Source organism: Corynebacterium sp. ACRPH (genome assembly GCF_022347285.1).
GTDB lineage: Bacteria > Actinomycetota > Actinomycetes > Mycobacteriales > Mycobacteriaceae > Corynebacterium.
This window is the reverse complement of record NZ_JAKRND010000014.1, coordinates 1-13,526: the sequence shown is the minus strand read 5'-3', so window position 1 is coordinate 13,526 and position 13,526 is coordinate 1. Positions and strand designations below refer to the sequence as shown.

The following is a 13,526-nucleotide window of genomic DNA, read 5'->3' as shown; positions in this document are numbered from 1 at the left end:
TTGTTGAACAATCCGGCCGGAGGTGCGGCGCCCCGCACTCCCCGGCCACGCAAGGAGTCGATCGCATGTCCACCACCCGCAGTCCGCTTTCCATCGACCTGAACGCCGACCTCGGAGAAACGACCGGCGGCAACCCCGTCAGCGACGACGCCGCAATGGTGGCCATCGTCTCCAGCGCCAACGTCGCCTGCGGCTTCCACGCCGGCGATGCCCACGCGATCTCCAACACCCTGGCCGCCGCCGCGGAGAACAACGTCTCCGTCGGCGCGCACGTCGGCTACAACGACCAGGCCGGTTTCGGCCGCCGTTTCATCGACTACTCCCCCGCCGAGCTGGCCGACGAGGTTCTCTACCAGATCGGCGCCCTCGACGCGCTGGCTAAGGCGCGCGGTACGCAGGTGCGCTACGTCAAGCCCCACGGCGCGATGTACAACACGATCGTCCACCACGAGGCCCAGGCCAAGGCCGTCATCGAGGGCATCAAGGCATTCGGCGCGGACCTGCCCGTAATGCTGCTGCCCGGCGCGGTTGCCGCCAACTACGCAGAAAAGGCCGGCCTGCGCGTGATCAACGAGGTCTTCGCCGACCGCGCCTACAACCCGGACGGCACTCTGGTCTCCCGCCGCGAAAACGGCGCCGTTCTGCACGACCCGGAGGTCGTCGCCCGCCGCGTGGTACGTATGGCCAAGGAAGGCACGATCGAGGCCATCGACGGCTCCACCATCCGCACGGCCGCCGATTCCGTGTGCGTCCACGGCGATTCCCCCGGCGCGGTCGCCATGGCAGAGCGCATCGCCGCCGAACTGCAGTCCAACAACATCACCATCGGGAGCTTCCTGTGAGCCACACCGTTTCCCCCGTCGGCACCCGCGCCGTCATCGTAGACCTGCCCGACCTGGACACAGTGATGTCCTGGCACGCCTCGCTCGTAGCCAGCCCCTTGCCCGGTCAGGTCGAGGCCATCGCCGCGGCGCGCACTGTGCTTGTTTGTTTTGACGCCCACTCCTCCGCCATCGCCGGCTTGAATACCCTGCGGGACTTCCACCCGCAGAGCTCTGCGGAGGCCAACCCGCGGGAAGTCACCATTGACGTCGTCTACGACAGCGAGGACCTGGCGGATGTCGCGGAACTGATGAGTATCTCCACTGAGGAGCTCATCACCCGCCACACCCAGCAGCAGTGGCTGGCGGCCTTCGGCGGCTTCGCCCCGGGGTTCACATACTGCGTGCCGGCCGCAGGCGACCAGTCCTACACCTGGGACGTACCCCGCCGCAGCTCCCCGCGCACTGCCGTTCCGGCCGGCGCGGTGGGCCTGGCCGGACAGTTCTCCGCGGTCTATCCCCGCACCTCCCCCGGCGGCTGGCAGCTGCTGGGTCACACCACGCAGCCAATGTGGGATACGAATGCAGAACAGCCTGCGCTGCTACAGCCGGGCGATACCGTGCGCTATCGCCAGGTGCGCGAATCCATTAGCGCTGAGGCTGGCTCCGCAAAGAAGGCCACGGCCGGCGCGGGCGTGGGGGCGTCACAAAACAAGAAACCTATCGTCCCTGCCCGCCAGAGTGTAAAGGTCCTCGATGCGGGGCTGCAGACCCTATATCAGGACTCTGGGCGCGCAGGCCACGGCGACATCGGCGTGAACGGCTCCGGTGCAGTTGACCGAGCGAGCGCCTGGGCAGCAAACGACGTAGTCGGCAACGCCTCGAGCGCAACCGTACTGGAGAACATCGGCGGTCTTGAGCTGGAAGCGCTGGTGGATACCGCCGTATGCGTGACAGGTGCACGGGCGAAGGTATCGATCGGCCGACGGAACTTCGAGCTGGGCGCTCCGGTGCAGGTGAAGGCTGGACAGACGCTGAAGGTAGAACCACTCGGCGGGGCGGGCAACGGCCTACGCAACTACGTGGCCGTACGCGGCGGGCTGGTGACGGACGAGGTCCTGGGCTCCAACTCCACCGACATTCTTTCCGGGCTGGGGCCACAGCCCGTGGCCACCGACGACGTATTGAAGGCCGGGCGCCGTACTGCCCGAGCCTCCGTCGGTAGTGCGACCACCAACCCCTTTGATGGCACGAACGTACTGCGTTGTGTGGCCGGGCCGCGCAACGACTGGTTCGGCGAAGCAGAACTGCAACGATTCACGGAGCTCGAATGGACCGTGACGGGCCAGTCGAACCGCGTGGGGCTGCGCCTGGCGCTAGAAGAGGGGAACGAAGCGCCGGAACCCCTAAAGCGCGACCGCGACGGCGAACTAGCCAGCGAGGGCATGGTCAGCGGCAGCATTCAGGTTCCGCCGAATGGGTTGCCCGTGGTGTTCCTGGCAGACCACCCGGTGACCGGCGGCTACCCCGTTATCGCCACTGTCATCGACAAGGACCTGGACAAGGCCGGCCAGCTGGCCCCGGGAGATACAGTGCGCTTCGAGCTGATCGACTTCGCACAGCCGGCAAGCGCTGGGGCTGCCTCGCGAGAAGACACGCCTAAAACCCAGTAATGCTCCCTGACACAACGCTCAAGACGACAACGACCGCAACGACCGCAACGACAAGGAACGAACCCATGAGCCACGAGACCTTCCCACTACAGACCGTCCTCATCGCCAACCGCGGCGAGATCGCCGTTCGCATCGCCCGCGCAGCCCGGGACCTCGGCATTCGCTCCATCGCCGTCGTTTCCGAGGCAGACGTGGACAACCTGCACGCAAAGATCGCCGACGAGGCTTACACCCTGCCCGGCAATACCGCCGCTGAAACGTACATGAACATCCCAGCCCTACTGGATATCGCCCTGCGTGCTGGCGCAGACTGCGTGCACCCCGGCTACGGCTTCCTTTCGGAGAATGCAGACTTCGCCCGCGCCGTCGCGGAGGCTGGTTTGACCTGGGTCGGCCCCACACCGGAGGCCATTGAGACCCTGGGCAACAAGGTCGCTGCTCGCGCCCTGGCTACCGAGGTTGGCGCCCCGCTGGCGCCCGGCACCCCGGATCCGATCCCGAACTGGGAGCAGGCCCGCGATTTCGCCGACGAGCACGGCATGCCCATCGCCATCAAGGCCGCATTCGGCGGCGGTGGCCGTGGTCTGAAGGTCGTGCACGATTACAACGACATCGAGGCCGCCTTCGAGTCCGCAGGTCGTGAGGCCAAGGCAGCCTTCGGTCGTGGCGAGTGCTACGTGGAGAAGTTCCTGACCAAGCCCCGCCACGTGGAGGCGCAGGTGCTGGCCGATACGCACGGCAACGTGCGCGTCGTTGGCACGCGCGATTGCTCGGTGCAGCGCCGCTTCCAGAAGCTCGTCGAGGAGGCCCCGGCGCCTTTCCTGACAGATAAGCAGCGCACCGACATCATCGAGGGCTCCCGCTCCATCTGCCAGGCCGCGAACTACACGGGCGCGGGCACGGTGGAGTTCATCGTCGCCGAGGACGGCACCGTCAGCTTCCTGGAGGTCAACACCCGCGTGCAGGTCGAGCACCCGGTCACCGAGGCTGTGACGGGTGTGGACATCGTCGGCGAGCAGTTCCGCATCGCCGCCGGCCTGCCGCTGAGCTTCGACGAGGATCCGGCCAGCGACGGCCACGCCTTCGAGTTCCGCATCAACGCGGAGGATGCCGCCAATGGCTTCGTCCCCTCCCCCGGCACCGTCACCCAGTTCGAGGTTCCGACGGGTCCGGGCATCCGCGTGGACGCGGGCGTGCGTTCCGGCTCCACGATCCCCGGCTTCTACGATTCCCTGATGGCCAAGCTGATCGTCAAGGGCCCGAACCGCGAGGTCGCCCTGCGCCGCGCCCAGGCCGCTCTGGCCGAGATGCGCATCCAGGGTGTGCGCACCGTACTGCCGTTCCACAAGGACATCGTCACCCACCCTGCGTTCTGCGGCGACGATCTGCACGTCTACACCGACTGGGTGGACAAGGAGTACGAGCCCGGCATCGGCGCGGGCTATGCCGGTTCTTCCCCGGAGGACGTCGAGGATGCTTACACCGAGCGCACCACTCTTACCGTGGAGATCGACGGCCGCCTGCACCGCGTGAGCCTTCCTTCGTCCTTCGGTGTTGCCGCCGCTGCTTCTTCAGGTGCGGACGCCACCTCGGCCTCCTCCACCACCGGTTCCAGCGCGGCCGCTGGTAACCCCGGCGCGGGCTCTTCTTCTACGGGCGGCCCCGCCGGTGGCAGTGCCGACGCTAACGCCGTGGTGTGCCCGTACACCGGTGTACTGGTGAAGTGGCAGGTCGCCGATGGCGACTCCGTGGAGGCCGGACAGCCGATCGCCACCATCGAGGCCATGAAGATGGAATCCACGGTGGAGGCCAAATCCGCCGGTACCATCACGCTGGCGCAGCTAAATCCAGGCGACAATGTTTCGAAGGGAGACGCATTGGGACACATCGCGTAATAAGCTGTACTGCTATGCACTCTCAGTCGGCTATCGCGCATTCAGCTCTCCTTGACGGTATCGCCTCCGGCGCCTATGCACCGGGCGAAAAGCTCAATGAGGTGAACGTGGCCCAGTCGCTGGGAATCTCCCGCAACACTCTGCGGGAGGCTTTCGCCACCCTGGTTTCGGAGGGTCTGCTGGAGCGGATCCCCAACCGGGGTGTTTTCATCGCGGAGCCCACTCGCGAGGACTTGGCCGACATGTACGCCGCCCGCATGGTGCTGGAGCCGGGGGCTCTGCTGTGGGGGCGGCGAGAAGGGCTGGACGAGTTGGAGGGGATAGTCTCCACCGCGGAAGAGCTGCGAGATTCCGCTGGTTCAAACGCCAGCGAGGAGGACATCCGTGCAATTGCGGATGCGAACCAGGATTTTCACCGCGCTATTGTCGCCAGCGCTGGATCGGCGGGGTTGAACCACTCGATGGATCGCATTTTGGCGCAGATGCGCCTTGGGTTTGCCCGCGCCAACCGGCTGAACCACGAGTTCCACGTGGAGTTCATTGCGCAAAACCGCACGGTGACGGATCTAATCGCAGAAGAGCGTTGGCAGGAGGCGGCCAACCAGCTGGCCGGGTTCCTGCAGCGCACGAGCGATAACATCGAGCGCTACTTCGGCTAATGGGGTCGCCCGGGGGGTGTGGCCTCAAGGCCCGCCCGAAGTGGAGCCCCGGGCTGCAGGCGCAGGCGTGTGGGGGCAGGGGTGAGGTGTCAGGGCACCTGGTACTGCAGGTCGCGCGCGTCGGTGATCAGCATGTGCCCCGGCGCGTGGCAGATCGCGAACTCGGGCTTGGATTCCATTACCACTGATTGTGGGGTTACCCCGCAGGCCCAGAACACGGGAATCGTGCCGGCCGGGATGTCCACGGCCTCGCCAAAGTCCGGATTGTTCACGTCCTGGATGCCGATAGCCGCGGGGTCGCCGACGTGCACCGGGGCGCCGTGTACTGCCGGGTAGCGGGAGGTGATTCGAACTGCGTCGGCTACTTGGGCGGCTGGGATGGGGCGCATGGAGACGACCATCGGGCCGGAGAACACCCCAGCGGGGTTGGTGGGGATGTTCGTGCGATACATGGGCACGTTCTTGCCCTGGGTGATGTGCTCCACCGGCACGCCGTTATCCAGTAGCGCGGTCTCGAAGGTGAAGGAGCAGCCGATGATGAAGCTGACCAGATCCTCGCGCCATACGTCGCGCACGTCCGGAACCTCGCTGTCCAACTGGCCGTTGCGGTACACGCGGTACAGCGGAATGTCGCTGCGGATGTCCCCGTCCGCCAGCAGCTCGGAGGAAACCTGTCCGGCTTCCTGCACGCCGAGCAGCGGGCACGGCTTCGGGTTGCGCTGAGCGAACAGCAGGAAGTCGAAAGCCTGCTCTTGGGGCAGGGTGATCAGGTTCGCCTGTGCATAACCCCGCGAGTAGCCCGACGTGTGGGTCACGGTGCCGCTGCGGAAGATCTGACGCGCCTGCTGTGGCGAGAGCGCACCCGGGTTCTCCTGGCGCTCCTGCCCCACAGCCCCTTGTCGTGCAATGTTGTCTGACATTTCCGCAGCTCCCGATTCTTTTCTTATGTCTTAAGCCGTGATTCTTCTTATGCCCAGATGCCCGGCAGCTTGCTCATGGAGTTCCACCCCAGATAGACCGTCAGCACCCAGGTAATCACGCCCACCACCAACAGCCAGGTTGGGTACTTGTAGTTCTGCAGCAGGTCGCGGCGGCGCCAGGCCACCCACAGAACGACGGCGAATCCGATCGGCAGGATCAGGCCGTTGAATGCGCCGGCGAAGATCAGCAGCTTCTGCGGGGCCTGGTTCAGGATCAGGTAGATCACGGCACACACGGCGATGAAGGCCACGACCAGCCAATTGAAGGTGGACTTCTTCATCGATTGCGAAGTGACGAATGTCAGGGAGGTGTAAGAAGCGCCCACTACAGAAGTCAGGCCTGCGGCCCACAGCACCACGCCGAAGAAGCGCACGCCGATGTCGCCAGCTGCGTGGCGGAATGCGTCTGCGGCCATGTTGTCGCCAGCCAGAGTCACGCCCGAAGCGACCACGCCCAGGATCGCCAGGAACAGCAGCGTACGCATCACCCCGGTCACGATGATGCCAGAGACCGAAACCTTGGTGATCGTGTTTACGTTCTGAACTCCGGTCTGCCCGGAATCAATCATGCGGTGTGCGCCCGCGAAGGTGATGTATCCACCGACCGTGCCGCCGATAAGGGTGGTGATCACCAGGAAGTCCACCTCGGTCGGCGCCACTGTGTTCCTCAGAGCTTCACCTAGTGGCGGCGCGGAAACTACTGCGACGTAAATCATCAGCAAGATCATGATGGCACCCAGGCCAACGACGATGCGGTCCAGAGCCATACCCGCGCGCTTCGATAGGAAGATAAAGATCGCGATCGCTGCGGACAGCCCGCCGCCTAGCAGTGGGTCCCAGCCGAGCATCGCATTGATACCTAGGCCCGTTCCGCCGATATTGCCGATGTTAAAGATCAGCCCGCCAATGAACACGAACGCTGCCATGACCCAGCCGAGCCCCGGCAGAACCTCATTGCCCAACTCGTTGGCACGCTTGCCGGATACGCCCAATACGCGCCAAACGTTCAGCTGAATGGCGATGTCCACCAGGATCGAAACGAGGATTGCAAACGCGAATGCCGCGCCCATCTCCACCGTAAACACGGTGGTTTGGGTGATGAATCCCGGGCCGATGGCGCTGGTGGCCATGAGGAACATTGCGCCCAGCGATGCTGTGAATGTAGCCGCGCGGGCTGCTTCGGGTTTTCCGCCTACTGGCTTGCTGTCTGCGGGCGCGTTGCCCTCGTGCTCGTCTGTGTTCGACATGTCGGCACCTTTCTATCAGTGATTTGTATCACTTTAGAATGTTGTTCAACAATCTGCAACTGCCTTCCGCAGCCATTCCGCCAGTTCGTCCACTCGCTGCCGCCACACCGCGGGAGCTGCGATAATGTGCTCGCTGTCGTACTCGTAAAACTGCACCTCGGCGCCGCTTTCCTCGAGGTACTTCTTAATGACGCCCCCTGCGGTTCCCCTACTGTCGAAGCTCGCAAGGGAGACTGCCGTGGGCACTCCTGCAATATCCACCGCGAACCCCTCCGGGATTCGCGGGCTGAGCGCCGCCAGGAAGTCCAGCTCACAATCCGCCCCCAGAGCCGAACTCAGAGTCGACCCCACCACCTGGCCCGCGGCCACTAGCCCGCTGCCGAATACCACTAGGCCGAAAGCTTTCGGCTTCAGCTCCGCCTGGATCTGTGCGACGGCTTCCGCCACGTCCTGCTGTGTAAGATCCCAGGATCCGTACCCCGGCAGCGGATAAGTCAGATCCACGATGGTCACCCCGGAACGCTCCGCGAGCGCGGCAAAGAGGGGAAGCCAGAACTGGTCGTGGCTTGCACCGTCACCGAACCAGCCTGGCCCACCGTGCAAGCTGACGGCTACGGCTCCGGTGGGATCAGGGGGCGTCAATACCGTTCCCACAACCCCATCCGGCAGCGCGGGGTGCTGCGACGTCCAGGGTTCGGCCCGCACCTGGGAGGTGTAGGCGACGTGCGGCATGCGGTGGTCCAACCCCGCGCCCAGGACCAGCAAGCTGCTATGCGCCAGCAGGTCGGGCACACGTGCCCACATACGCTCCGTCTCGTCCACCAGCTCCGCGGGGACGGGGCAGGACTGATCCTTGTAGGGAATCCCCTCGTCGTTGACGAGGGAGCTGAAGATCTCCGGATAATTATCTTCAAAGAAATTGTTTAGCTGCTCCAGCTGCTGCTGGGCATTCAGCGGTTCCACGCCAGCCTGCACGTCGCCGCCAGTGCTGGGCAGGTTAACAATGTCGGAGTTCGGGGTCTGCTCGCTCATGGTTAGCCATTGTAGTTTCGACCCCGGACAAGGTTCCCGCTTTAGTCGGCAATCGCCTCCAGCGGGGAGGTCTTCGCCGCCTTGTGCGCCGGCCACAGCGCGGCCAGCACGCCCACGATGCCGGAGCCCACAATCATGCCAACCAGCAGCTGCCACGGCAGGACCGCACCATCCAAACCTTCGGAGGCCAGCACCTTCACAAAGACCCAGCCCAGGCATACGCCGATGAGCACGCCCACCAGCGCGCCATAGATGGCGATCTGCACGGCCTCGAGGGTGATCATGCGGCGCACCTGTTTGCGGAACATGCCCACCGCGCGCAGCATGCCGATCTCCTGCCGACGTTCGATCACGTTCAGCGCCAGAGTATTGATGATGCCCAGGATCGCCACCAGGATCGATAGCGCCAGCATGGCGTTGAGGATCATCAGCATCTGGTCGATGCCGCTGGAGACGGTACCTGCGTACTCGGTGGGGGTAAGCACGTCGGCCACGATGAACGGCTCCACCGCCTTGCTCACGTTGTCCTTCAGGTCCTTCTCGCTGATGTTTCCGTCGCCGTGGACAAGGATCTGCAAGATGCTCAGATCCTCAGTCTCGTCGAGGGGTTTGCCCTGCCCCACGTAGGGCTTCAGCGCGGCCTCGTTGAGCAGCGTCTGCGACTGCAGCGGCTCGGTGTAGATGCCCAGCAGCTTGATCTTGCCCATTTCCCCCTGGCCAACGCGATACATCGGCACCTCGTCGCCGACCTTCCACTTCATAGCCTTGGCCTTACCCTCGGAGGCGTAGAAGCCCGGCTCGTCGGATTTCAGCTCCTCGCCCAGCGAGTTAAGCCCCATGGACTTACCGAGCGGCCCCTTGAAGTAAAACGCATACATTCCCGCATAGGTCACGTTGCTCTCGCTCATGGGCTTGCCTACACTGACGGGCACCACTCCCAGGGTGGAGTGCGAGCTCACACCGTCGGCTTCGTCCACGGCCTTCTCCACACCCTGCGGCAGCGGAAAGCCCTGGTTCTGCGGACCACTGACCACCAGGTCGGACTTCACCGTGTCGCCGATCATGTCCTCCATGGCGCTCTTCATCGTCGCGCCCACCATGCCGAATGCCGCCACCAGCGCCACGCCCAAGGTCAGGGCAAACGCTGTTGTTGCGGTGCGTCGCGGGTTCCTGCGCGAGTTTGTGGACGCCAACTTTCCAACCGCCCCAAACGGAGCGCCCAAGGCGCGCCCCAGTGCGGGGACGATTGGGATGGATAGCGCCGGAGAGGCAAGGAAAGTACCGACAATCACCAACAAGGCACCGGCGCCCAGGATGCCCGCCCGAACCCCCGTGTCGGCGTCGTTAAGAACAAGAGCGACAACCGCGGCGACGACACCAAGTAGGACGACGATCCCGCCGGCGATGGTGCGTAGTTTCAGCGGCGACGAGCTAGAGACATCACCCGAGCGCATCGCCTCGACCGGGTGCACGCGACCGGCACGGCGCGCCGGTGACCACGCGGAAACCACGGTGATGAGCACGCCGATAACGAGGGGCAGGATCACCGCCTGCGGGGTGAGGCTGAGCTCGGTACTCGGCAGGCCGAACCCGGCCATATCCATGATTGCGAAGATGCCCTTGGCCAGCCCCATGCCGGCCACGATGCCCAACGCCGAACCGACGAGGCCAACCAGAACGGCCTCGAAGACAACCGAGGTCGTCAGCTGGCTGCGGGAGGCGCCCAGGGAGCGTAGCAGGGCGAACTCCCGCATGCGCTGGGCGACGACCATGGAGAAAGTATTGGCGATGATGAACGCGCCCACCAGCAGGCTGACCAGGGCGAAGGCCAGCAGGAAATAGTTGACGAAGCTGAGGCCGTCCTGGATCTCCTTGGTGGCTTTCTCGACGATCGAGTCGCCGGTGACGACCTTGAGTTCTGGGAATTGTTGCTGGACGGAATCCTTGAGCTGCTCTGGGGTCACGCCATCCTTAGCGGACAGCCAGAAACCGTCGGGGAAGGTGCCGTTGGTATAGCGGTCGATATATACCTGAGTGTCAATCGCCAGGCCGAGGTAGCCGCCCACGGAAGAGTCCGTGTCGTAGATTCCGACGATCTTGTAGTCATGGCTGTCGCGGACGTCGATAACTTTCAGAGTGTCACCGATATGCACGCCGTGCTTCTCGGCAGCATCGGTGTTGATCATCGCCTCTTTCTCGCCCTTCGGCTCGCGGCCATCAGCCACGGTGATGGAGGGGCCGGGTGCGTTCTCGCCGGTGTCGTTGGGAAACACCACCGAGGGAGCCCCACCGGTACTCAGCTGCTTACCGTCCTTTGCGACCACAGCTATGGTTTCGGATGCCATGGCAACGCTTTTGACATCCTTGTTGTCCTCTAACTTGGTTCGTGTTTCCTGCGTGATCGGCTTAGTCGGATCCTTCTGAGTTACTTCGACATCTACAGCGGAATAAACGTTTTCGAATACACCGTTGAAAGACTTCTGCATCATGTCGGTGAACATGGAGGAACCGGAGATAAACGCGGTTCCCAGCACCACTGCGAGGATGGTGAGGAGGAAGCGAACCTTGTTGGCCAGCACGCTGCGGTAGGAGACTTTCGCGACGGCACGAGTATGGCTGCTGCGGGACTTGCCAGTATCTGCCGAGCCGCGAGGCTTTTGGGTGCCAGTGGAGTTGGGCATTACTAGTGCTCCTCCAACTTGCCCATGACGCCGAGGATGGCGTCAACGTCGGGCTTTTCAAGCTCGTCTGCAATTCGTCCGTCGGCGAGGAAAACCACCCTGTCTGCATACGAGGCAGCTTTCGGGTCGTGGGTGACGATGACGACAGTCTGATTGTCCTTGTCCACGGCGTTGCGCAGGATGCTTAGGACTTCTGCGGAGCTGTTGGAATCCAAGTTGCCGGTCGGCTCGTCGCCGAAGATGATCTCCGGCTGAGAGACCAAGGCGCGGGCGCAGGCAACGCGCTGCTGTTGGCCACCTGATAGTTCAGACGGTCGGTGGCCTAGTCGATCCTTGAGCCCGAGGCGTACGACAACCTCGTCGAACCAGTCTTGGTTGACCTTGCGGCCGGCGATGTCCAGCGGCAGGGTGATGTTCTCCTTTGCAGTGAGGGTAGGGACCAAGTTGAAGGACTGGAAGATGAAGCCCAGACGGTCACGCCGCAGGGTCGTGGTCTGCTTATCGTTAAGCGTGGAGATGTCGGTGTCCCCGATGTAAGCCTTTCCACTAGTGATGGAATCCAGGCCTGCCATGCAGTGCATGAGTGTGGATTTACCAGATCCACTAGGCCCCATAATGGCGGTGAACTGCCCGTCATGGAAATCGATGGAGATACCGTCCAGTGCTTTTACTTCGGTCTCTCCGTGACCATAGATCTTCCGTACGTCTACGGCGCGAGCGGCGCTTTCTAGTTGTTTGTTCTCAGAGTGCGTCATCAGCGTTGCTCCTTATTTCAGCTATCTATCCCACAGTCAACGGCGGTCCCTAGCGACTCAGATTTCTCGCTTTAGACACCTGTTTGCATAACCAAATTATATGCACGAACTGTCGATTAATGGGGCTTGTACCACGATGGGACTCGACACTCACGGAGTATATTTTCGTCACCTTTGCTATGGCATTTTACAAAGCCTTGAGCTTCTGGGATGGGTAGAGGCTTGCGTCCCGGAGAGTTGGCGCACGAAGTGAGGTACGCCGGTCGAATCAATGTAGTTGAACCGATCGATTCAGATACGACGAAGTTCGATACTGACAATAAGAGCACCACTGTAGCGCAAAAGGATTAGAGGAGGAGACACCACGGTGAGAGAGTGTCTGATGGTTTGTGTGTGGGATTCCATCCCGCATAAGGAGATAAGCCAGAATGACTACTGTGGCACGACGAGACTCGGCCGATAAGGCCAAGATTGACGCGATTGAGCAAAAGCTTCTTGCTAACCCTGAAATCGCGAAGCTGATCGATGAATTAGGCACTTCCACCACGGATGCCAATGACCTGGTCCGTGGCATGTTGCAAGCTTCGATTACCCGGGGCTTGAATGCTGAAATGGATGCCCACTTGGGCTACTCCTCGGGCGATAGAGACGCCAAAGCTGCAGCTGGGACCGACAACCACCGTAACGGATCGTATTCAAAGACCGTTGATTCCAACTACGGGCCAGTCACTGTGGACGTGCCCAGGGACCGAGCCGGTACGTTTATCCCGACCATGGTTCCAAAGGGCTCCCGGCGCTTGACCGACGTCGATGACATGATTGTGAGTTTGTATGCCGGCGGGATGACCATCCGCGATATCAGGCACCATATGGCCACCGCCATGCGGGTGGATATTTCCCATGAGACGATCTCCGCTGTAACTGACGCCGTCCTTGATGAAGTCATGGTGTGGCAAAACCGCCAGCTAGACGAGTTCTACCCCGTCATCTTCCTTGACGCGTTGCGTATCAAAGTCCGTGACGGTGGCCGCGTGGTCAACAAGAGCGCCTATATGGCCATCGGTGTGGACGTCGAGGGAATCAAGCACATCCTGGGACTCTGGATAGCCAAGGAAGAAGGCGCATCCTTTTGGGCGCAGGTGTGCTCTAACTTGTCGAATCGTGGAGTCAAGGATGTCTTCATTGTCTGCTGTGACGGGCTCAAAGGCTTGCCTGAGGCAGTGGAGGCAACTTGGCCTGGCTCTATGGTGCAAACCTGTATCGTGCACCTGATTCGTGCCGCCAACCGGTGGGTGGCCTACGGGGATCGCAAGGCCGTGTCAGCGGCATTGAAAAAGGTCTATACCGCCCCTGATGAGTCCAGTGCTGCTGCAGCACTGGCTGAGTTCGCATCCTCTGAGCTTGGCGAGAAATACCCCAGGTCAGTGAAGGTGTGGCAGGACGCGTGGGAACGGTTCGCGCCGTTCTTGCAGTTCCCGCCGGCGGCCCGGAAGGTTATCTATACGACGAACTCTATCGAGTCGTTTAACAATGAGCTGCGCAAAGCTACCCGCAACCGGGTGCAGTTCACCAATGATGAGTCCGCGTTGAAGACTCTGTGGTTGATGATCTGCAATATCGAAGACAAACGCGCTGCTAGACGCGCCAAGGAAGGTAAACGAGGGTTGCGTCCTTTAGTGTGGTGTATCTGTAGCTGCCGGTGACGACCTTATGAATGCACGAGGCGACCACCGCAGCACCTTTCGAATCCGTAACCACACTTCCTCGAAAGGGAAACCACGAT

The 13,526-nt window shown here is 62.3% G+C and carries 10 protein-coding genes; 5 read left to right on the top strand and 5 right to left on the bottom strand.

Translation table 11 applies throughout. The features are described from left to right. The first annotated feature begins 65 nt into the window (after positions 1–65). The 4 genes from MHX66_RS08055 to MHX66_RS08040 all read left to right on the top strand — a co-directional run bounded on the left by MHX66_RS08055 (position 66) and on the right by MHX66_RS08040 (position 5,048). Positions 66–842: a LamB/YcsF family protein gene (locus tag MHX66_RS08055; protein ID WP_239202058.1), complete on the top strand. Its 777-nt coding sequence runs from the start codon at positions 66–68 to the stop codon at positions 840–842. Then, the gene (locus MHX66_RS08050; protein WP_239202056.1) at positions 839–2,494 is read left to right on the top strand and encodes a carboxyltransferase domain-containing protein; all 1,656 of its coding nucleotides are present in this window, start codon (positions 839–841) and stop codon (positions 2,492–2,494) included. The genes MHX66_RS08055 and MHX66_RS08050 overlap by 4 nt, the downstream gene beginning before the upstream one ends. Before the next feature lie 65 nt (positions 2,495–2,559). Continuing rightward, on the top strand, positions 2,560–4,389 hold the full coding sequence (locus MHX66_RS08045) for a biotin carboxylase N-terminal domain-containing protein (protein WP_239202054.1): 1,830 nt from the start codon (positions 2,560–2,562) through the stop codon (positions 4,387–4,389). Between the two features lie 14 nt (positions 4,390–4,403). Beyond that, positions 4,404–5,048 carry a GntR family transcriptional regulator gene (locus MHX66_RS08040; protein ID WP_239202052.1) on the top strand — a complete coding sequence of 215 codons (645 nt, stop codon included), beginning with the start codon at positions 4,404–4,406 and terminating at the stop codon, positions 5,046–5,048. An 89-nt stretch (positions 5,049–5,137) separates the two neighbouring features. Here the strand turns inward: MHX66_RS08040 and MHX66_RS08035 are convergent, their stop codons facing one another. From MHX66_RS08035 to MHX66_RS08015, 5 genes are read right to left on the bottom strand one after another with little or no spacing between them, the layout of a single operon-like run. Beyond that, entirely contained in the window at positions 5,138–5,968 is an 831-nt protein-coding gene (locus MHX66_RS08035; protein ID WP_239202050.1) for a putative hydro-lyase, read from the bottom strand. Positions 5,969–6,015: 47 nt separating this feature from the next. Next, the gene (locus MHX66_RS08030) at positions 6,016–7,275 is read right to left on the bottom strand and encodes an NRAMP family divalent metal transporter (protein WP_370646289.1); all 1,260 of its coding nucleotides are present in this window, start codon (positions 7,273–7,275) and stop codon (positions 6,016–6,018) included. 45 nt (positions 7,276–7,320) lie between these two features. Further along, positions 7,321–8,307 carry an alpha/beta hydrolase gene (locus MHX66_RS08025; protein ID WP_239202048.1) on the bottom strand — a complete coding sequence of 329 codons (987 nt, stop codon included), beginning with the start codon at positions 8,305–8,307 and terminating at the stop codon, positions 7,321–7,323. Between the two features lie 41 nt (positions 8,308–8,348). Continuing rightward, positions 8,349–10,988, bottom strand: coding sequence for an ABC transporter permease (locus MHX66_RS08020; RefSeq protein ID WP_239202046.1), 2,640 nt, complete (start codon positions 10,986–10,988; stop codon positions 8,349–8,351). A gap of 2 nt (positions 10,989–10,990) precedes the next feature. Next, positions 10,991–11,743 carry an ABC transporter ATP-binding protein gene (locus MHX66_RS08015; protein WP_239202044.1) on the bottom strand — a complete coding sequence of 251 codons (753 nt, stop codon included), beginning with the start codon at positions 11,741–11,743 and terminating at the stop codon, positions 10,991–10,993. 428 nt (positions 11,744–12,171) lie between these two features. On the opposite strand from MHX66_RS08015, the gene MHX66_RS08010 reads away from it, so the two are divergent. After that, positions 12,172–13,446, top strand: coding sequence for an IS256 family transposase (locus MHX66_RS08010; RefSeq protein WP_239202042.1), 1,275 nt, complete (start codon positions 12,172–12,174; stop codon positions 13,444–13,446). Positions 13,447–13,526 lie beyond the last annotated feature (80 nt).

Excerpts from the sequence above, each read along its gene's own strand:
- MHX66_RS08055 (WP_239202058.1), top strand. The coding sequence starts at position 66 with ATGTCCACCACCCGCAGTCCGCTTTCCATCGACCTGAACGCCGACCTC.
- MHX66_RS08045 (WP_239202054.1), top strand. The coding sequence starts at position 2,560 with ATGAGCCACGAGACCTTCCCACTACAGACCGTCCTCATCGCCAACCGC.
- MHX66_RS08040 (WP_239202052.1), top strand. The coding sequence starts at position 4,404 with ATGCACTCTCAGTCGGCTATCGCGCATTCAGCTCTCCTTGACGGTATC.
- MHX66_RS08035 (WP_239202050.1), bottom strand. The coding sequence starts at position 5,968 with ATGTCAGACAACATTGCACGACAAGGGGCTGTGGGGCAGGAGCGCCAG.
- MHX66_RS08030 (WP_370646289.1), bottom strand. The coding sequence starts at position 7,275 with ATGTCGAACACAGACGAGCACGAGGGCAACGCGCCCGCAGACAGCAAG.
- MHX66_RS08025 (WP_239202048.1), bottom strand. The coding sequence starts at position 8,307 with ATGAGCGAGCAGACCCCGAACTCCGACATTGTTAACCTGCCCAGCACT.
- MHX66_RS08020 (WP_239202046.1), bottom strand. The coding sequence starts at position 10,988 with ATGCCCAACTCCACTGGCACCCAAAAGCCTCGCGGCTCGGCAGATACT.
- MHX66_RS08015 (WP_239202044.1), bottom strand. The coding sequence starts at position 11,743 with ATGACGCACTCTGAGAACAAACAACTAGAAAGCGCCGCTCGCGCCGTA.
- MHX66_RS08010 (WP_239202042.1), top strand. The coding sequence starts at position 12,172 with ATGACTACTGTGGCACGACGAGACTCGGCCGATAAGGCCAAGATTGAC.